The 18,083-nt window shown below is 62.6% G+C and carries 23 protein-coding genes; 11 read left to right on the forward strand and 12 right to left on the reverse strand.

Annotation, left to right across the window (positions count from 1 at the left end; genetic code table 11):
- The first annotated feature begins 149 nt into the window (after positions 1-149).
- Together NCR40_RS12610 and argC are read left to right on the forward strand one after the other, a co-directional pair.
- Positions 150-716, forward strand: a complete 567-nt coding sequence (locus tag NCR40_RS12610; RefSeq protein WP_250509605.1) for a flavodoxin family protein — start codon at positions 150-152, stop codon at positions 714-716.
- Between the two features lie 162 nt (positions 717-878).
- Positions 879-1,832, forward strand: coding sequence for an N-acetyl-gamma-glutamyl-phosphate reductase (gene argC / locus NCR40_RS12615; RefSeq protein WP_250509606.1), 954 nt, complete (start codon positions 879-881; stop codon positions 1,830-1,832).
- A gap of 212 nt (positions 1,833-2,044) precedes the next feature.
- Here the strand turns inward: argC and NCR40_RS12620 are convergent, their stop codons facing one another.
- The 3 genes from NCR40_RS12620 to NCR40_RS12630 form a co-directional block, all read right to left on the reverse strand.
- Positions 2,045-2,410 carry a response regulator gene (locus NCR40_RS12620; RefSeq protein ID WP_244826464.1) on the reverse strand — a complete coding sequence of 122 codons (366 nt, stop codon included), beginning with the start codon at positions 2,408-2,410 and terminating at the stop codon, positions 2,045-2,047.
- Between the two features lie 7 nt (positions 2,411-2,417).
- A complete protein-coding gene (locus NCR40_RS12625) occupies positions 2,418-2,843 on the reverse strand; it encodes a hypothetical protein (protein ID WP_244826465.1) in 426 nt (141 codons plus the stop codon).
- A gap of 89 nt (positions 2,844-2,932) precedes the next feature.
- Entirely contained in the window at positions 2,933-3,805 is an 873-nt protein-coding gene (locus NCR40_RS12630; protein ID WP_250509607.1) for an NAD(P)-dependent oxidoreductase, read from the reverse strand.
- A gap of 90 nt (positions 3,806-3,895) precedes the next feature.
- Between NCR40_RS12630 and NCR40_RS12635 the strand changes: the two genes are divergently transcribed.
- Entirely contained in the window at positions 3,896-4,654 is a 759-nt protein-coding gene (locus NCR40_RS12635) for a Mut7-C RNAse domain-containing protein (protein ID WP_250509608.1), read from the forward strand.
- Between the two features lie 54 nt (positions 4,655-4,708).
- Positions 4,709-4,978 carry a hypothetical protein gene (locus NCR40_RS12640; RefSeq protein WP_250509609.1) on the forward strand — a complete coding sequence of 90 codons (270 nt, stop codon included), beginning with the start codon at positions 4,709-4,711 and terminating at the stop codon, positions 4,976-4,978.
- A 24-nt stretch (positions 4,979-5,002) separates the two neighbouring features.
- On the opposite strand, the gene NCR40_RS12645 is transcribed toward NCR40_RS12640, so the two are convergent.
- The 4 genes from NCR40_RS12645 to NCR40_RS12660 all read right to left on the reverse strand — a co-directional run bounded on the left by NCR40_RS12645 (position 5,003) and on the right by NCR40_RS12660 (position 9,226).
- Positions 5,003-6,292: an MFS transporter gene (locus tag NCR40_RS12645; protein WP_244826469.1), complete on the reverse strand. Its 1,290-nt coding sequence runs from the start codon at positions 6,290-6,292 to the stop codon at positions 5,003-5,005.
- Between the two features lie 229 nt (positions 6,293-6,521).
- Entirely contained in the window at positions 6,522-6,836 is a 315-nt protein-coding gene (locus NCR40_RS12650; RefSeq protein ID WP_244826470.1) for a high-potential iron-sulfur protein, read from the reverse strand.
- A gap of 126 nt (positions 6,837-6,962) precedes the next feature.
- Positions 6,963-8,063: an NAD(P)/FAD-dependent oxidoreductase gene (locus NCR40_RS12655; protein ID WP_250465923.1), complete on the reverse strand. Its 1,101-nt coding sequence runs from the start codon at positions 8,061-8,063 to the stop codon at positions 6,963-6,965.
- 185 nt (positions 8,064-8,248) lie between these two features.
- The gene (locus NCR40_RS12660) at positions 8,249-9,226 is read right to left on the reverse strand and encodes an AAA family ATPase (RefSeq protein WP_250509610.1); all 978 of its coding nucleotides are present in this window, start codon (positions 9,224-9,226) and stop codon (positions 8,249-8,251) included.
- A 384-nt stretch (positions 9,227-9,610) separates the two neighbouring features.
- On the opposite strand from NCR40_RS12660, the gene NCR40_RS12665 reads away from it, so the two are divergent.
- On the forward strand, positions 9,611-10,150 hold the full coding sequence (locus tag NCR40_RS12665) for a hypothetical protein (RefSeq protein ID WP_250465927.1): 540 nt from the start codon (positions 9,611-9,613) through the stop codon (positions 10,148-10,150).
- A 50-nt stretch (positions 10,151-10,200) separates the two neighbouring features.
- Positions 10,201-11,010 (forward strand): endonuclease/exonuclease/phosphatase family protein, encoded by an 810-nt coding sequence (locus tag NCR40_RS12670; protein ID WP_250465929.1) that lies wholly within the window; start codon positions 10,201-10,203, stop codon positions 11,008-11,010.
- A 7-nt stretch (positions 11,011-11,017) separates the two neighbouring features.
- On the opposite strand, the gene NCR40_RS12675 is transcribed toward NCR40_RS12670, so the two are convergent.
- Positions 11,018-11,407 (reverse strand): response regulator, encoded by a 390-nt coding sequence (locus tag NCR40_RS12675; RefSeq protein ID WP_244826475.1) that lies wholly within the window; start codon positions 11,405-11,407, stop codon positions 11,018-11,020.
- A gap of 131 nt (positions 11,408-11,538) precedes the next feature.
- Here NCR40_RS12675 and NCR40_RS12680 point away from each other — a divergent pair, with 131 nt between their 5' ends.
- Positions 11,539-12,135, forward strand: a complete 597-nt coding sequence (locus NCR40_RS12680; RefSeq protein ID WP_244826476.1) for an alpha-ketoglutarate-dependent dioxygenase AlkB family protein — start codon at positions 11,539-11,541, stop codon at positions 12,133-12,135.
- Between the two features lie 3 nt (positions 12,136-12,138).
- Here the strand turns inward: NCR40_RS12680 and NCR40_RS12685 are convergent, their stop codons facing one another.
- Entirely contained in the window at positions 12,139-12,513 is a 375-nt protein-coding gene (locus NCR40_RS12685; protein WP_284507773.1) for a RidA family protein, read from the reverse strand.
- Between the two features lie 131 nt (positions 12,514-12,644).
- Here NCR40_RS12685 and NCR40_RS12690 point away from each other — a divergent pair, with 131 nt between their 5' ends.
- On the forward strand, positions 12,645-13,139 hold the full coding sequence (locus NCR40_RS12690) for an MgtC/SapB family protein (protein ID WP_244826478.1): 495 nt from the start codon (positions 12,645-12,647) through the stop codon (positions 13,137-13,139).
- 106 nt (positions 13,140-13,245) lie between these two features.
- Here the strand turns inward: NCR40_RS12690 and NCR40_RS12695 are convergent, their stop codons facing one another.
- Both NCR40_RS12695 and arsC read right to left on the reverse strand, forming a co-directional pair.
- On the reverse strand, positions 13,246-13,518 hold the full coding sequence (locus NCR40_RS12695) for a hypothetical protein (protein WP_250509612.1): 273 nt from the start codon (positions 13,516-13,518) through the stop codon (positions 13,246-13,248).
- Positions 13,519-13,627: 109 nt separating this feature from the next.
- Positions 13,628-14,050, reverse strand: a complete 423-nt coding sequence (gene arsC, locus NCR40_RS12700; protein WP_250509720.1) for an arsenate reductase (glutaredoxin) — start codon at positions 14,048-14,050, stop codon at positions 13,628-13,630.
- A 418-nt stretch (positions 14,051-14,468) separates the two neighbouring features.
- On the opposite strand from arsC, the gene NCR40_RS12705 reads away from it, so the two are divergent.
- From NCR40_RS12705 to NCR40_RS12715, 3 genes are all read left to right on the forward strand, one after another.
- A complete protein-coding gene (locus NCR40_RS12705; protein WP_250465934.1) occupies positions 14,469-14,765 on the forward strand; it encodes a hypothetical protein in 297 nt (98 codons plus the stop codon).
- Positions 14,766-14,871: 106 nt separating this feature from the next.
- The gene (locus NCR40_RS12710) at positions 14,872-15,138 is read left to right on the forward strand and encodes a cupin domain-containing protein (RefSeq protein WP_250509613.1); all 267 of its coding nucleotides are present in this window, start codon (positions 14,872-14,874) and stop codon (positions 15,136-15,138) included.
- A 36-nt stretch (positions 15,139-15,174) separates the two neighbouring features.
- On the forward strand, positions 15,175-15,993 hold the full coding sequence (locus tag NCR40_RS12715; protein ID WP_244826482.1) for a DUF72 domain-containing protein: 819 nt from the start codon (positions 15,175-15,177) through the stop codon (positions 15,991-15,993).
- Between the two features lie 280 nt (positions 15,994-16,273).
- Here the strand turns inward: NCR40_RS12715 and gudD are convergent, their stop codons facing one another.
- The gene (gene gudD / locus NCR40_RS12720) at positions 16,274-17,623 is read right to left on the reverse strand and encodes a glucarate dehydratase (protein WP_250465959.1); all 1,350 of its coding nucleotides are present in this window, start codon (positions 17,621-17,623) and stop codon (positions 16,274-16,276) included.
- Positions 17,624-18,083 lie beyond the last annotated feature (460 nt).

Raw genomic sequence — 18,083 nt, forward strand, 5'->3', positions numbered from 1 at the left:
GTCCGCAGAACGAAATTTGTCTTTGCTAGACTGGTTCCGCTCGCCCGCCGCCTTCGTCGAGTGATGGCTTCCATGCCGTCGTCGCGAAGAGCAAACCCACACGCGTGCAGTCGAGACGCACCGCGAATTCATCGCGGCTAAAGGAAACCATGTCGAACATCATCATCGTTTATCACAGCGGCTACGGCCACACGAAGAAAGCCGCCGAAGCCGTGCTGGCCGGCGCCACGGACGCAGGCGCCAACGCCAAACTGATCGCAGTCGGCGATCTCGACGACGCCGCCTGGGCCGAACTGGATACCGCCGACGCCATCATCTTCGGCTCGCCGACGTACATGGGCGGCCCGTCCGCCGACTTCAAGAAATTCGCCGACGCCAGTTCCAAACCCTGGTTCGCGCAAAAATGGAAAGACAAGATCGCGGCTGGCTTCACCAATTCCGCGACCATGAACGGCGACAAGTTCCTGACGATTTCCTACTTCGTCACGCTCGCCATGCAACACGGCATGATCTGGGCGGGCACCGGCATGATGCCGTCGAACACGAAGGCCGCCACCCGCAACGACCTGAACTTCGTCGGCGGCTCGACCGGGTTGCTGACGCAATCGCCCGCGGATGCATCGCCGGACGAAGCACCGCCGCCCGGCGATCTCGAAAGCGCCCGCGTGTTTGGCGCGCGAATCGCTGCCGTGACTGCTCGCTGGACCGGCAAGTAAGGCGCGCGCGCCGCTTGGGCGGCGCGTTTGACAGCCTGCACGCGCTCGTTGCGGAGGACGGACATCAACGCGTCTCGGAAACGCCTTAAAATGTCCGTTTTTGCGGCGAGCGCGTAGGCGTTGCAACCATTTGCGTCGTCGCGCCGAACCAGTGAGATCAAGATGACCACGAAAGTATTTGTCGACGGACAGGAAGGCACCACCGGCCTTAAGATTTTCGAATATCTGTCGGGACGCCGTGACATCGAAGTGCTGCGTATCGACGACACGAAGCGCAAGGACGTCGAGGAACGCCGCCGCCTCATCAACGCATCCGACGTGACCTTTCTGTGCCTGCCGGATGTCGCCTCGCGAGAATCGGTTTCGCTCGTCGACAAGGACAACGCTCGCACCGTCATGATCGACGCCAGCACCGCGTTTCGCACGCAGGACGACTGGGCGTACGGTCTGCCCGAACTGTCGCGCGCGCAGCGGGAACGTCTGCGTACTGCGAAGCGCATCGCCGTACCGGGCTGCCATGCATCGGCGTTCGTACTGTCGGTGCAACCGCTCGTCGCGGGCGGTCTCGTATCCGCCGATTTCGACGCGCACGCCTATTCGATCACCGGCTACAGCGGTGGCGGCAAGAAGATGATCGCCGAATACGAAGCCGGCGGCGACGCGCGTCTGGCGAGTCCACGTCCGTACGCGCTCGGCCTCACGCACAAGCATCTGCCGGAAATGTCGGTGCGCACGGGTTTGAAGCGCGCGCCGATTTTTACGCCAATAGTCGGCCCGTTCCTGAAGGGTCTGGCGGTGACGACATATTTCTCCCCCGACCAGCTCGCGCGCAAGGCGAAACCGCAGGACGTGCGCGATATGCTCGCCGAGTACTACAACAACGAGCCGTTCATGCGCGTGCTTTCGTTCGATGCCGAAAGCAATCTCGACAACGGTTTCTTCGACGTGCAAGCGTGCAACGACACGAACCGTGTCGAGATTTTCGTGTTCGGCAACGAAGAGCGTTTCGTGACCGTGGCGCGGCTCGACAATCTTGGCAAGGGCGCATCCGGCGCGGCGATTCAATGCATGAATCTGGCCATCGGCGCCGACGAGGAAGCCGGGCTCACGCGCTGATCGTTATCCCTCGGAAAGCAGAAAAGCCGGTTCGCTTTGTCAGCGGATCGGCTTTTTTATTGGCTGCATCGTTTGCTGCGGACGAAAAAAAGCCCGCCTAGTTTGGCGGGCTGAATCCATATCAGTGGAGACATGGAGGAGACAGGAGTAACTATATCGTTAAATTTGATGCGATGCAACATCTCCGTTGCATGCGATCAACACGGAATATTTCACGGCTGCGTCATCGAGAGAATGAACTGCAGTTGATCCGATGAAATTGGCTTCACAAGATGTACGTCGAAGCCCGCATCCATCGTTAGTTCGCGGTGTTGCGGCTGACCCCAACCCGTGAGCGCAACGAGCATCATCGCGTGACCTGTGGGCGTGCGGCGCAAATCACGCGCGGCGGCGAGCCCATCCAAAAGCGGCGCGCCGATATCCAGAATCACGACATCCGGCGAAAACTGCGCGGCCACGTGCACGGCTTGCGCGCCATTGGCGGCGAGCGCCACTTCGTGCCCCATTCCATTCAGGAGATTGGCGAGACCGCTCAGGGCGTCGTCGTCGGCGTCGGCTATGAGGATGCGCTTCGTCACGATAGCCTCACCGGTTGCCGTAGATTTCGAGCTTCAGCTTGTTCTCGCCCGCCTGCGATGCCGCGATCTCCGTGCGCGCGCCGCGTGCGCCAAGATAAAAGTGCTGGCGCGCGGGCGAATTCTGATCGTGGGTGGCGTCCGGCAGACAGGAAGCGATGTCCGCCGCGACGCTTTGCAGCGCATCGGCGCTTGCTCCGCCGTGCGGCGTCCAGGTGCATCGATAGTTGCTTTGCGACGCCGCGCAGCTCGCGCCGTCGCCGTATGCCAACGCGACGGGCCGTCCATCGATTGCGGAGAGTGACGAGAAATTCGGCGCCGCCGCCACGATGCGCTTCAGCGCATCGCACGGGCTCGGGGTGTCGTCGGCGTGAGCGGGCGCGCTCGACAAGGCGCCCCAGCAAAGCGCGGCGAAGGCGATGCGGTTCGATGGCATGACGTCTCCCAGCTATTTTTAATTACGTTCGATGCATAGCCATCCCAGCAAATCACGAACCCGTTAGAACAGACGTTTCTTTTCAACGATCATCGTCCCGCGCGGCGCGCCGCCACTTGCCCGAGCACCGCGAAGTCCTTTTCGCCATCGCCGTGGGCAAGCGCGTCGACGAGGTTGTCGCGCACCACGCTCGCGACTGGCAGCGGCACGTTGACCGCGTCGCCCGCGGCTATCGCGAGGCGCACGTCCTTCAGACCGAGCCGCGCCTTGAAGAGCGCGGGCTCGTAACGACGCTCCGCGATCATCTTGCCGTAGCCCTGATAGACCGGCCCCGGAAACAGCGAATTCGTGATGACGTCGAGCAACGTCTGCGCCTCGATACCGTGTCCGCTCACGAGCGCGGCCGCTTCGCCGAAACTTTCTATCGCCGACGCCAGCATGAAATTCGCCGCCAGCTTGAGCACGTTGGCGTGCTGCGGTTCGTGGCCCACGCGCCAGGTTTTTTGACCGAGCGCGTCGAAGACGGGTTGCACGCGCGCGATGTCGGCATCGGCGCCGGCCGCGAGAATGTTGAGCTTGCCCGCCGCCGCGACATCCGGCCGGCCAAGCACGGGCGCGGCCACGTAAGCGACGCCATGCTGCGCGTGCAATTGCGCGAGTTCGACGGCGAGCGCCGCCGAAATGGTCGCCATGTTCACGTGCACGAGGCCTTTCGGCGCGTGCTTGAGCAAGCCGCCATCGATCAGCACCGAGCGCAGCGCTTGATCGTCCGCGAGCATCGAAAAGGCGGCGTCGCCGGCAAATGCCTGCTCGGGGGTATCGACCACGGATGCGCCCTGGTCCGCGAGCGAACGCGTCTTGTCGCGCGAGCGGTTCCAGACGCGCACCGTGTGGCCCGCTTTCAGCGCGTTGACGGCCATGGCCGCGCCCATTTCACCCAGACCGATGAATCCGATATCCATGCTTACGCTCCATTCGTTGATTGCCGACCGAGCGCCAGTAGAGCACATCGACTGGCAGCACGCCGAATCCGCCGATGCGATACTCCCTGCATGGTCACGGCGCGCTTTCACTTCCATCGCGAACTGAACGACTTTCTGGCGCGGCCCCAACGCGGGCAGGCATTCGCTTGCGCCTGTCCGCCGTCTTCGTCGGCCAAGCACATGATCGAAGCGCTGGGCGTGCCGCACACGGAAGTGGCGCTGATCGTGCGCAACGGGCATCCGGCCGGCTTCGACGCGCCAATCGAAGAAAACGATGTCATCGAGATCTATCCCGCGCGGCGCGTGCCGCCCGGCATGGCCGACGGCGCACGGCTTTTGCGGCCGGCGCTCGTCGCGGAAAATCTGCGCTTTATCGCCGATGCGCATCTCGGCGGCCTCGCGCAACTGTTGCGGCTCGCGGGTTTCGACACGCATTACGACAACAACTTCGCTGACGATGAAATCGAGCGCCTTGCGCACGATGAAGCACGCATCGTCCTTACGCGCGACCGCGAATTGCTCAAGCGAAAAAATGTGCTGCACGGCTGCTACGTGCGCGCACTGCATTCCGACGAGCAATGGCGTGAAGTGGCGGAACGTCTCGATCTCGCGCCGCATGTGCGCGCGTTTCGCCTCTGCCTCATGTGCAACGCGCCGCTGCGTCGCGCGGCAGCGAGCGAGATCGACGACCGCGTGCCCGAAGGCGTGCGCGAACGGCACACGCGTTTCGTGACTTGCGATGTCTGCCGCCGCGTCTTCTGGGAAGGCTCGCACTGGAAGCGCATGCGCGAGCGCATCGACGGTCTCGCGGATGCAAGCCGCGTGTGAACCTCCACGTACAATACGGCCCCTGCCTATCAAAACGCCGCAACGGAGCATCGCGTGAACAAATTTCAACTGGAACAAACCAAGGCGTTCAAGCTCGCCAACGACCTGAAGCAAGGCGGCAAGCCGCGCGTGGGCGCAGCGGAAGGGCCGAAACTGGATCGCCGCGAGCAGCGCAAGCTGGATCAGGCCAAGGGTCTCGTGCCGTTTGCCTGCAAGCTGGACGAGAAGCTCGTGACGCAATTGAAGGAACGCGCCGCGAACCACGAAGGCGGTCTCTCCGAAGTCCTCGCGGAATTGCTCGTCGCAGCGGGCCTGGAGCGTTGAAGCGTCGCGCAGGCGCTCGACCGCCTAGCGGATGCCGTCACGCGCCTCGTCGACATCGACGTGACGCGTCGCCGGAATGCAGGCCACGGCGATGATCGAAAGCACGAGTCCCGCCATCACGTAGAAGGTCGGCGCGAGTTGCGAGCCCGTCGTCTTGATGAGCCACGTCACGATGAACTGCCCGAAGCCGCCGAACAGCATCACCGCGATGTTGTACGCGAGCGCAAGCCCGGTCGAGCGGATATGCGCGGGAAACAGCTCCGCGATCAGCGCGCCGAACGGCCCGTAGTAACCGGACAGCGTGATCGACAAGAGCGCCTGCACGACCACGAGCCGCGCCACGCTCGGTTCGGCGGCGAGCCACGCGAAGAGCGGATAGATGATCACGAGCGTGATGAGAAGCGACCACAAGGTCAGGCCCTTGCGTCCGATTCGATCCGACCACGCGCCCGCCACCGGCGAAAGCACGGTCAAGATGAGATTGCCGACGATCAGCGCCGTGAACGACTGCCCGAGCGGCAGCTTGAGTTGCTTGACCGCGAAGGTCGGCAGATAGGCGATCAGCACATAGACCGTCACCGTCAGCGCGATCACCGAACCGAGCCCGCACAGCACTTCGCGGCTGTGATTGCGGAAGACTTCACCAAGCGTCGCGCGGCGCGCGGTCTTCTTCGCGTGCAGGAACGCTTCGGTATCGGCCATGTTACGCCGAATGTACAGGCCGATCGGCCCGATGATCAAACCGAGAACGAACGGCACGCGCCAGCCCCATGAATCGAGCGCTTCGGGCGACAGTCCGCGCGTGATCGCCGCGCCGACGAGCGCGCCGAGCAAGAGCGCCGCCGCCTGACTCGCCATCTGGAAACTGCCGTAGAAACCGCGTCGGGAAAACGGCGCTGCTTCGATCAAGAGCGCGGTCGCCGTTCCGAACTCGCCGCCGGCGGAGAAGCCCTGCAACAGCCGCGCGAACACGATCACGAGCGGCGCGCCGATCCCGATTGCCGAGTATGGCGGCGCTATCGCGAGCAGCAGAATGCCGATGGTCATCATCGCGATAACCAACGTGAGCGCCGCCTTGCGTCCCGCGCGATCCGCATAAAGACCCAGCACGATGCCGCCGACCGGCCGCATCACGAACGCGACGCCGAAGGTCGCGGTGGTCAGCAAAATGGATGAGTAGTCGCTATAGCTCGGAAAGAACAAGCGGGCGATGACGACAGTCATGAAACCGAACACGGTGAAGTCGTACCACTCCAGCGCATTGCCGATGACCGCGGCCGCGACGGCGCGCGCATTCAATGGTCTGCCTGCCATGCGAATCCCTTTGGTTTGTCGATCATTGGGTTTCGTGCCATCGGACGGACCCCCGTTGGCCGCGTCGTGCGCGTATCGCCCGGCGCATCGAATGCATTTGCTCAGGCGAGGCGTAAGGCTGAATTTGCCTTGGCGAGTGTAAAGACCATGCGTTTGCTTATCAAGCGGCTACAACGCAAAACGCGCCGGGCAATGCCGCCAGGCGCGTTCGTCGTCCAACGAGGGAAACTCAGGCCTTCTTTACATACGCGCCGCACCAGCCCTTCGAGGCGACCTGCTTGTTCGCGAACATCGGACACGGCGCGTAGGCATCGGCGGCCTTGCCTTGATAGAACTGGCAGTTGCCGCAGTCTTCGCCGGCGGCGTACTTGGCGAACTTGGCCTTATCGACCTTGGTCGCGTCTTCCTTGTAGCCGAGCGCCTTGGCGGTGGGATCGTTTTCGTCGACCTTCGGTGCGTCGGCGAAAGCGGCTTTCGAGCCGAGCGCGAACGTCGATGCAACGCCCACGCTGGTGATGAGAAACGTACGACGAGATGCCTTCATGGTGACTCGCTCCATGTTGTATTGGGGGGAAAACGCCGTTCTGACGACGGCGATGCCCGAGCATAACAATCCGGAAGCGAATCGATGAAGCCAAATGTTATAGATAAGAACCCGGGGGAATCGCGGCTAACGCATCATGTCCGCCACGCGCTCGGCGATGGCGAGTGAAGCCGTCAGTCCGGGCGATTCGATACCGAACAGATTCACGAGCCCCGGCACGCCATGCGCGGACTTGCCTTGAATCATGAAGTCGGCGGCAGCCTGCCCTGGACCCGAGAGCTTCGGCCTGATGCCCGCGTAGGCTGGCTGCAGCGCGTCGTCAGGCAGACCCGGCCAATACGCACGAATCGCGGCGTAGAAGGAATCGGCGCGGCGCGGATCGACATCGTAATTGAGCGACTGCACCCATTCGACATCAGGACCGAACTTGGCTTGGCCGCCCATGTCGACGGTCAGATGCACGCCGAGTCCCGCTTCATTGGGCATCGGATAGATGAGCCGTTCGAACGGCGCGCGCCCGCTCACGCTGAAGTAGTTGCCCTTCGCGAAGTAGAGCGGCGGCACGTGACGATCGTCGAGACCGCGAATCTTGCTGGCGATCCTGTTCGCATGAAGCCCCGCGCTGTTGATCAGAAACGACGCCCGGAAGCGCGCCGGGGCATCGCCGCCGGTCTCGACGATAAAGCAGCCCTCGCGCGCGTCGATGGCGGCCACCGGCGTATGAAACACGATGTTCGCGCCGTGATTCTCGGCATCTCCTTGTAGCGCCAGCATGTACTGGTGACTGTCGACGATTCCCGTACTCGGCGACCACACCGCCTCGACGCACGTCAGTTGCGGCTCCATCTCCGCCGCCTGTGCGCCGCTGATCCGCACGAGACCTTCCACGCGATTTTCCAGGCCCTTCTGTTCGATGCCCGCAAGCTGCGGAATCTGATTGCGCGCCGTGGCAACGAGCAGCTTGCCGCATTGCCGATGCGGCACGCCATGCTCGCGGCAGTATTCGTACAGCATTTCGCGCCCACGCACGCACAGCTCGGCTTTCTGCGATCCACGCGGATAGTAGATGCCCGCGTGAATCACTTCGCTGTTGCGCGAACTGGTGCCAATGCCGATCGCCTCGCCCGCTTCCAGCACGATCACTTCGCGCCCGCGCATCGCCAGTTGCCGCGCAATCGCAAGCCCAACCACGCCCGCGCCGATTACCACGCACTCGATCCGATCCATGTCCGTTCCGTCGCAAGATAACTCGCAACCATTCTACGTTCTTGACTATTGCGAGTTGCACAACAAACGCATGGCAATTGAACCGAATTACGGAGCAATGCAGAAAAAGGCATGAAACTGGCCGTCCGATGACAAAAAAGCCATGTTTCCATGGCTTTTTTGGCAATTCCAAAAATTCGTGCGCTTTAAAAACCGATCGCTTTCTTGCGCGAATTACGGTCGAGCTGGATATCGCGCGCCTCGACGTGATGCCGTCCGTCGATACGCGCGTTGCCAAACGCGTTGAGCATCGCGCGCCGCATGCCGCGTGGCGAGGCATGCGTGAGCGCATCGAGCGGGGCATCGCCGAGCGTTTCGGGAAAGCGCCGGCCCCACGCGTGCGTCGTGCGGATGTCGTCGTAAATCGCCTGCGCGATACGACGCGCGCCGTCGCGATCCGGCGGGGGAATCTCGTAGACGTTCATGCGGTTCATGATCGGCTCGGGAATGGCGCGCGCGTCGTTGGCCGTTGCAATCCACACGACGTTGCCCGCGTTGATCGGCACTTCCGCGAATTCGTCGATGAAAGTCTGCGCCGTGTCGTGTTCGAGCAACGCGTAAAGCGCGCCGAGCGGATCGTATTGCGCGTCGCCGGTGGCCTTGTCGATTTCATCGACGGTAATGACGGGGTTCGCGTAGCTGCCGTTCACGAGGGCGTCGAACACCTTGCCTGGCTTGGCGTTGCGCCATTGCGACGACGCGCCCGAGAGAATCCATCCGGCGGTGAGCGAACTCATCGCCACGTAATGCGACGTGGTCCCGAGCATTCGCGCAAGCTGCTTCGCAAAATGCGTCTTGCCGATGCCGGGTTCGCCAAGCAACAGCATTGGCATGAGTTCGAGGCGGTCCTCGGTTTCGAGGCACAGCGCGATCTGCTTGCGAATGTCGTCGAGCGGCTCCTCGAAGTTCGGCAGGGAAGCCGCAAGGTCGTCGATGCACGGCATGCGATTCGGCTTCACGCAGAAGCGCAGATTGCCGACCTTGAGCATCTTCTCGTAAGTAGCGCGCAGGGCGTCGCTTGCGCCTTCGGACAAGTCGTTGAGCGCGGTTTCCACGTCGTCGAGACTGTAGACCTTGCTGAACGATGCCACCGCCAGTTCCTGTTTCACCACGGCTGTCGTCATGTCACACCCCGTCATTGTTTTGGTCGACAAAGCCAGTGTAGCGACGACAAAACACCACGCAAGCGAGCAGTCTCGCGGGTCTGCTGCCAATTCCGCCGCGTAGCGCAGGCGCGAGTATCATCGTTCGTCCCACGTGTGAGCGTGCCGCGAGCGGGTTCGAAACGTGCTGTTTTTCTGCGGCGTTTTTCCAACCTGGCTGCGAAGTGTTTTGCGCGGCCCCAGATGTCGGGTTTTGGTAAGGATTCTGGCTGAACCGTAGCCGTGCAGCCCGGTCAGAATCAAGTCGCCGAGGAAACGCCGATCCAGCGGCTTTTCGCCCAAGCAGATCACGCGCAAAAGCGAAACGCCGCCATCCGAACCGCCCGTGCGCCGGAGAAGCCTTCAATGCAAAGAACAACACGAACCGTCTTGCCGTTCCCCTTTCGATTTGCGCTTGCTGCGAGCGCGTGCCTCGTGGTGGTATCGGCGGGACCTGCCTGGGCGCAGTCAAGCACGCCGCAGCCTGTCGACTGGGAGTTGCAGGTCGTGCGCGACGGTCAGCAAATCGATTCGTTTTCCGCCACGACGAATGTCGGCCAGGCGCGCACCGATACGCATCACAACATCACGCAGAATCAGGTCGGCTGTGCGAATCAGCCGGCGGGCGACATCGATCTCACGCGCACCATCACCGTTTCGCCGACGCACGCGAGCGCGGACGACATCACGCTCGCCATCGACGCTCAGGAAACGCTTCAGGATGATTCCTCGCGGACCACGGCGGCCGGCTGCAAGTTGCCGCCGGTGCCGCGTCAGGTGAGCGGATCGCATCCGGGGCTCGTGTTGAAGCCCGGCGAATGGGGCGAATGGAAGATCGTCGACAGCAATCCGACGCTGCTGTATCGAGTGCGCGCGAGCATGGCTTCGGCACCAGCAACGCAATGACGGCCTTCGTGACATAAAGTAGAGAGGCCGCGCCACCACACAACGAACGCATGCGAAATCCAGAACATCTTCCGCCAGGTCCATCCACGCACAACGGCACGCCGGATTTCACCGCCGTAAGCTGGAACCTCCACAAGGGCCGCTCACCGCTCGGACTGCGCGCCTGGAACGCCATGCAGCGGTGGGTTCAGACCACCAACGCCGACGTCTATTTTCTCCAGGAAGCGATGGCGCGGCGCATGCCGCAGCCCGTGCTCGCAAGCGGTTTCGGCAACCCGCTTGCAGCGCCGCTCGACGATGTCTGGCATTGCCAGGCCACCGAAATCGCCACCGCGCTCGAATTGCAGATCGCCCTCGGGCCGAACGTGTTCAAGCCGTCGTGGCGGCACGGCAACGCCATCTTGTCGCCGCATCCGCTGGATCTGTCCGGGCGCTGGGACATCTCGGCGCATCGCTTCGAAAAGCGTGGCTTGCTGGTCGCGCGCGCCACTTTCGCCGGCAAGGCCATCACGCTCTTGTGCGCGCATCTGGCGCTCACGCGTTCCGCGCGTCTGCGTCAGATGAACTGGATCGCGCACTGGATTGCGAAGGAAGCGCCGGAAGGCCCGCTCGTGCTGGCAGGCGATTTCAACGACTGGCGCAACGATTCCGTGCCGCTATTTCGCGAACTCGGCATGAGCGAGGTCGCGACGATGCTCGGCGAATCCGGCCGCACCTTTCCGGCGTTCTCGCCCGCGCTCGCGCTCGACAAGATGTTCGTGCGCGGTCTTAAGCCTGTCGAATGGCTCGTGCCGACGCAGGACACCGCATGGCTGTCCGATCACTTGCCGTATATGGCGAGACTGCGTGTCGAGGAATGAGGCGGCGTTAGCCGAGCAGCGCTTCCAGAGCGTCGATGGAAACCGGCTTGGTGAGGTGATGATCGAAGCCGGCATCGATCGAATTCTGGCGATCCGCGTCGCTGCCGTAACCGGTCAGCGCGAGCAGCAAGGCGTCGCGCGTGACGGGGCGCTTGCGCATCTCGCGCGCCACGTCGAAGCCGTTCATGCCCGGCAGACCAATATCGAGCAGCACCACGTCGGGTTTGAAATCGTCGATGGACTGCAGCGCGCGCGGACCGTCGTGCTCCGTGCGCACTTCGTGGCCCAATGCTTCGAGCAGCATCGACATGGCAAGCGCGGCGTCCTCGCTGTCGTCGACAATCAGAATGCGCCGGCTCGACGCCGCGCCGCCGGTCGCTTCGGCGGTGGTGTTCATGCGTGTCCTCGTACATTTTCAAGATGGCGAGGCGACTGTAGCACAACGCCCGAGCCTGATGAAATGAGGGCGCAAGGCAGCATGCGACAGCTCTGCTATCGTGGACTTTTTCCGCGCACGCCGGCGTTCCCATGTTCGATCTCTTCGACGACATTCCCAAACCCGATATCGTGTGGCACCCGGACTGGATCGACTCCGACGCCGGTTCCGATCTCATGGGCGAGCTGATCGCGGAAGTAAGCTGGCAGCAGGACACGATGAACACGCCCCGCGGCCGTTTGCCGCTGCCGCGCCTGACCGCGTGGCAAGGCGAGCCGGATGCCGTCTATGTCTACTCGGGCATCCGCAACGTGCCGCAGCCGTGGACGCCCGCCGTCGCCCGGTTGCGCGATGCCGCTCAGGACGTGTGCGCCGCGCGTTTCAACAGCGTGCTCCTCAACCGTTATCGCACGGGGCTCGACAGCATGGGCTGGCACGCCGACAAGGAACGCGAGCTCGGGCCCGAGCCGGTGATTGCGTCGGTGAGTCTTGGCGCCACGCGTGCATTCGAATTCCGCCACGCGCGCACGCATGCCACGCACGCGCTCGCGCTGACGCACGGCAGCCTGCTCGTGATGCGCGGACGCACGCAGCTCGAATGGGTGCATCGCGTGCCGAAGGAGCCGGGCGCGCGCGGCGAACGCATCAACCTGACCTTTCGCTGGGTCGACGCATCGAAGCGGCGTTGAACTTCAGGGCCGCCGCGCGACGAAATCGATCTCGACGAGCGCATCGCGCGCAAGGCCCGTCACGCCGATGCACGTGCGCGCCGGCAGCGGCTTCGGCAGAAAGTAAGAGCGGTACACGGCGTTCATCGCGTCGTAGTCGCGCTTGAACTCGGTGAGGAAGATGCGCGCGCTCACCACGCTGTCGAGCGTGAGGCTGAGTCCCGTCAGCACGAGGATCAGGTTATCCATCACGCGGCGCGTCTGCGCGGCGACGCCCTCGGGCAGCGGGGCGTTGTCGTCGTTGGGGTCGGTCGGCATCTGGCCGGTGAGGAAAACCCAGCCGTCGGCTTCTGCCGCGTGGGAGAACGGGCCGACAGGCGTCGGCGCGGCATCGATCATCGAGAATTTGGGTCGGTGGTTCACGTTGTCTCCTTGCAAGGAACCGGCACGTTAGCCCGCCAAAATATCCCGCGCGCGTCCGGACCTTTGATGCGAAGATGCAGCGTCCCTTCCAGTCCTGTTTCTTCGCGATGCTTCCTCAACCCATTCTCATCGATGCCGTCGTCCGCATGCTCGTCGCGGTGCTGATCGGCTGCATCATCGGCGTCGATCGCGATCTGCACGGCAAACCGACCGGCATGAAGACGCTCGGGCTCGTGTCGCTCGGCGCGTGCATCGCGACCATGTGTGCGCTCGGATTTGCCACCGAGCCGCTCGCGCACAACACCGAAGTCTCGCGGGTGGTGCAAGGCATCGTGACGGGCATCGGCTTTCTGGGCGCGGGCGTGATCATTCAGAATCCGCGCGAGAACCGCATTCGCGGGCTGACCACGGCGGCTTCCATCTGGGTGACGGCGGCCGTGGGCATTCTGTGTGGGCTCGGCGTATGGAGTCTCGCGCTGATCGCCACGGTGATTCTCATCGTGCTGCTGACGGTTGGGCGGATCATCGAGAAAGGCTTGCTGAAGCGCTGGATGCGCAAGCCGCCGAGTCAACGTCCGGCGGGTATTGGCGAGGAAGAGTGACTGGCGGAGTTGCCTGTGCGCGTCGGCGCACTCTCGCATCATTCAATGAACAACGCGGCGCAACCTTGCGGCCAGCCGCGTTTCCAGGCGCAGAAAGTCGGTGCGCTTACCAGCCGTGATGTTCGCGCCAGCGTTCTTCGCGATGCATCTCATGCCGCCAATGACGCTCGCGCTCGTGGCGTCGCCATTCGTGTTCGCGCCAGCGTTCATCGCCGTAGCCGTATCCGTATGCGGGCTGCACGTAGACCGGCTGGGCCTGTGCATAAACCGGCACGCCGACGCCTACCGCGACATCGACATGCGCCGATGCTGCCGTCGTTACCGCCAATCCCCCGAGTCCTGCCAACGCGATTGCCACAGTTGCAAGCTGCTTCTTCATGTCGCCTTCTCCTTGCCCCGATTGCGTGATGTCGAGTGCAGTCTAGAAGGCGATTCCTGACACAGGTGCAACAGACCCGCGAGAAAGGTAACGTCAGGTAACGGTCAAGTCAGAGCAAGCGTTTGCCTGCTTCGTCGATAACCACTTCGCCGTCTTCCTTTGCAAATGGTCCTTTTTGCGGCTCCGGCAGAAGATCGATCACGCGTTCGGACGGGCGGCACAGTCGCGCGCCTTTCGGGGTATCGACGAAGGGACGATTGATGAGGATTGGATGCGCGAGCATGGCGTCGATGAGTTGCTCGTCGGTGAGACTCGTGTCGCCCAAGCCGAGCTCGGCGTAGGGCGTGCCCTTTTCGCGTAGCGCTTCGCGCACGGAAAGCCCGGCGCGCGCGATGAGCGAAGTGAGCGTCGCGCGATCCGGCGGCGCGGTCAGATACTCGACGACTTTCGGCTCGATGCCCGCATTGCGGATCAGCGCGAGTGTGTTGCGCGAGGTGCCGCACTTTGGGTTGTGATAGATGATGACAGTCATGTCGGCGATGTCCTTGATGATCACATTCGGCATTCTAGGCCGACCTCACGATGACGCGCACGCCCGGCTTGCGTCAGGCCACCGACCGGATTGCCAGCGATGCAGCAAATACCCTGTTCAATCGCGGCTGCGCGGCCTATAACGAAGTGTGCAGTGCGGCATGTCCTGGGTGGATCATCCGCCAACGGTCTTACTGGCGTTCGTCCCTGTCTGCTTCGCAGTCGCCTTCGAATTGCATATCTACAAGTCCGGCAAGTGGTCGCATGGCAGAAGCCGACCGGAACCGGCCCTGACGCCTCTTCGCGCACTGCCATCGAGTAGAACGCACCGTGGCACGTCGTGTGCGAACGACGGTTCGCTACAACGAATAGCGCGACCCGGCCATTGTCGGTTCGTGCATCTCATTCAAGGAGTCGATATGAAAACACGTCTCGTCGCGACGGCGCTTGCCGCCTCGCTACTGGTGGCTGCTGGCAGCGCCTCGGCGCAGGAAACGTATTACCGCACGGCGCAGGTGCCGGGACAAACCACGGCGGATACCTCGTCGCAACCGGCGATGCAAGGCAGCACGCAAGGCCAAACGGGCGATATGTCGTATGGCGGCGCGCCCGCCTCTCGTGGCGCCACTGGCGCAATCGGCACGACCGGAACCAACGCGGGCATCTCCAAGCCGTGCGTGCGCGGGCCGCCCTGCGACATATTCTTCGGCAACTGAAGCAGCAAGCGCGGCCTGAAAGTTGCGCTAGCATCCGGTGCATGATCCCGTGCGCTCGCATTCTCGTATGCGGGCGCGCTTTCCTTTTCACTTTGGAACGATCGCCATGCACCGAGACGAATTCCTCGCCCTTCTTCCCGAGGAGGGCTTTCAAGAAGTCGTGACCGTCACGCGCGAGCCGAACGGCGTAATGGATATTCACGCGCATCCCTTCGAAGCCAAGGCGCTAATTGTCGAAGGCGAGATCACCATCCGCGTTGGCGATGACGAGCGGCTGTATCGCGTCGGCGAGATCTTCCAGCTGTCCGCGAATCTCGAGCATGAAGAACGCTACGGACCGCAAGGCGTGACCTATCTGGTCGGGCGCAAGTAAGCCGCATCGGCGAACACACGACATCGAGGACGACATATGGCCACGCGAAAGACGGCGCGGATTCGCGTCGGTATTGGCGGATGGACGTTCGAGCCCTGGCGCGGTACGTTCTATCCGAAGGGACTCGCGCAGAAGCAGGAGCTCGAATACGCGAGCCGCGCGCTCACGACCATCGAGGTGAACGGCACGTTCTATGGCTCGCAAAAGCCCGAGACCTTCGCCAAATGGCGCGATGAAGCCCCGGACGACTTCGTGTTCTCGCTGAAGGCGCCGCGTTACGCGACCAATCGCCGGGTACTCGCCGATGCGGGCGAAACCATCGAGCGTTTCTTCAAAAGCGGCGTGTTGGAACTACAGAACAAGCTCGGCCCGATCAACTGGCAATTCGCAGCGACCAAGAAGTTCGATGCCGATGACTTCGGCGCTTTCCTCAAGCTGCTGCCCGCGAAAGTGGAAGGCCGCGCAATTCGTCATGCCGTCGAAGTGCGACACGAGAGTTTCAGCGATCCGGCATTCGTGGCGCTGGCGCGAAAGCATCGCGTGGCGATTGTCGTCGCGGGAGACTCGAAGTATCCGCAAATCGCGGATACGACCGCACCATTCGTCTATGCACGCATCATGGGAACAACAGAGAAGCAGAAGCAAGGTTACTCGAAGGCGGCGCTCGATGGCTGGGCGAGCCGCGCGAAAGAATGGGCGGCGGGTGGCGTGCCTGAGGATATGGCGAGGGCATCGACAAGCGCGGGTGCGAAGGTCGGTTCACGGGATGTGTTTCTTTACGTCATCAGTGGATATAAGGAGCGCAATCCCGCTGCGGCAATTGCACTGACCGAACGAATCAATGGGACGACGTAATTCGACTGAGGCGAACGTTCCGCGGGTAGCGACCGGTGACGGTGTCTTTGCCGCTTCGTAGGTAAAGAGCCGTCACCGGATTTATGTCAGTTCACTTTCACAGGCGGTAGCAGGGTGTTGTAACCAAATGCCGTTCGGCCGATAAGGATCAGTGCAATTCCCGATGTCGCAGCGACGGCGAAGATTACGCCGAAGATTCCAGACGCTCCTTCCCTCGCGACAAAAATGCCCCGCCCCCAAACGAAGCATTTTCGCCGCAGTCCCTTAGATCACTGCCCGCTCATCGCACCATGCAAGGCCTCTTGTTATCGAACTTCCAGTTCGGAATCAGATACTGCATGGCGACGCCATCATCGCGCGCGCCGAGTCCGTGTTGCAGATACAGCGCGTGCGCCTTCTCCACTTCATCCATATCGAGTTCGACGCCTAAACCCGGCTGCTCCGGCACCTTCACCTTGCCGCCCACGATTTGCAGCGGATCTCGCGTCAGACGCTGGCCATCCTGCCAGATCCAGTGCGTATCGATTGCGGTGATCTTGCCCGGCGCGGCGGCGGCCACATGCGTGAACATCGCGAGCGATACATCGAAGTGGTTGTTCGAATGCGATCCCCACGTAAGACCCCAGTCGTTGCACATCTGCGCGACGCGCACCGAACCTTGCATGGTCCAGAAGTGCGGATCGGCAAGCGGAATATCGACGGATTGCAACTGGATTGCGTGACCCATCTGCCGCCAGTCGGTCGCGATCATGTTGGTGGCCGTCGGCAGGCCAGTCGCCCGGCGGAATTCGGCCATCACTTCGCGGCCCGAGTAACCGTTTTCCGCGCCGCACGGATCTTCGGCGTAGGCCAGAACGTCGTGCTTGTCGCGACACAGGCGGATGGCTTCGGCAAGCGACCACGCGCCGTTCGGATCGAGCGTCACGCGCGCTTCCGGGAAGCGTTCCGCAAGCGCGGTCGTCGCCTGCATCTCTTCGTCGCCCGATAGCACGCCGCCCTTCAACTTGAAATCGTTGAAGCCGTAACGCGCCTTCGCGGCCTCGGCCAGACGGACGACCGCTTCCGGTGTCATCGCTTCTTCGGTGCGCAGGCGTTCCCAGTCGTCGCGGCCATCCGCGCCGCTCGCGTACGGCAGGTCCGTCTTGTTGCGATCGCCGACATAGAAGAGGTAGCCGAGCATCTCCACTTCGTCGCGCTGCTGCCCTTCGCCGAGCAACGCCGCGACCGGCACGCCCAGATGCTGACCGAGCAAATCGAGCAGCGCCGCTTCGAGCGCGGTGACGGCGTGGATGGTCGTGCGCAAGTCGAACGTCTGCAGGCCGCGGCCGCCCGCGTCGCGATCCGCGAATTGCGTGCGCACGCGGTTCAGCACCGCCTGCATGTTGCCGATGGATTGCCCGACGACGAGCGCGCGCGCATCGTCGATCGTCTTGCGGATGCTCTCGCCGCCCGGGACTTCGCCGACGCCCTGATTGCCCGCGCTATCGGTGAGGATCACGATGTTGCGCGTGAAGAACGGCCCGTGCGCGCCACTCAGGTTCATGAGCATGCTGTCACGGCCCGCGACCGGTACGACGCGCAGGTCGGTGACTTTGGGTGTGGCGTTCGCTTGAGGTGCTTGAGTGGACATGGTCGGAGCTTCGTTGGGTTGGTTTGCGCTGCGCTTGTTTTCGCGCGAGAGCACATTGAGTCGCGGCACCGATGGCACGCGGAGAACCAAGACGATGTCTCGCGCGTCGCGACGCCGGTATCCATGAAAGTGATGTAGCGCGTCTTCGCCGTCTTTCCGCGCAATATACGATCAGCGGCTCGCGCGCGTTATGTGACATGCAGAAGCACGCCGTCATCGTTATACGTTGTCAGATGACATGGTATCGCGAGTCGGCTTGAGCACCAATTCGGCGTTTACCCTGTCGCGCTTGAGTCCTTTTGTACAAGACCTCTACAGCGCTCGGTCCTTTTCGCGGTTCGAATGGGCAAAGGCCAATAAGACGTCCGACAACTAAAAGCAACTGCGTCCGCGTAGAGCCTCGCGGCAAGGGCCAAGCTTCAACGAGCCAGCCAAAAACAAAAGCCGGCGAACGCCGGCT

The organism is Caballeronia sp. GACF4, assembly GCF_023631025.1.
Taxonomy (GTDB): domain Bacteria; phylum Pseudomonadota; class Gammaproteobacteria; order Burkholderiales; family Burkholderiaceae; genus Caballeronia.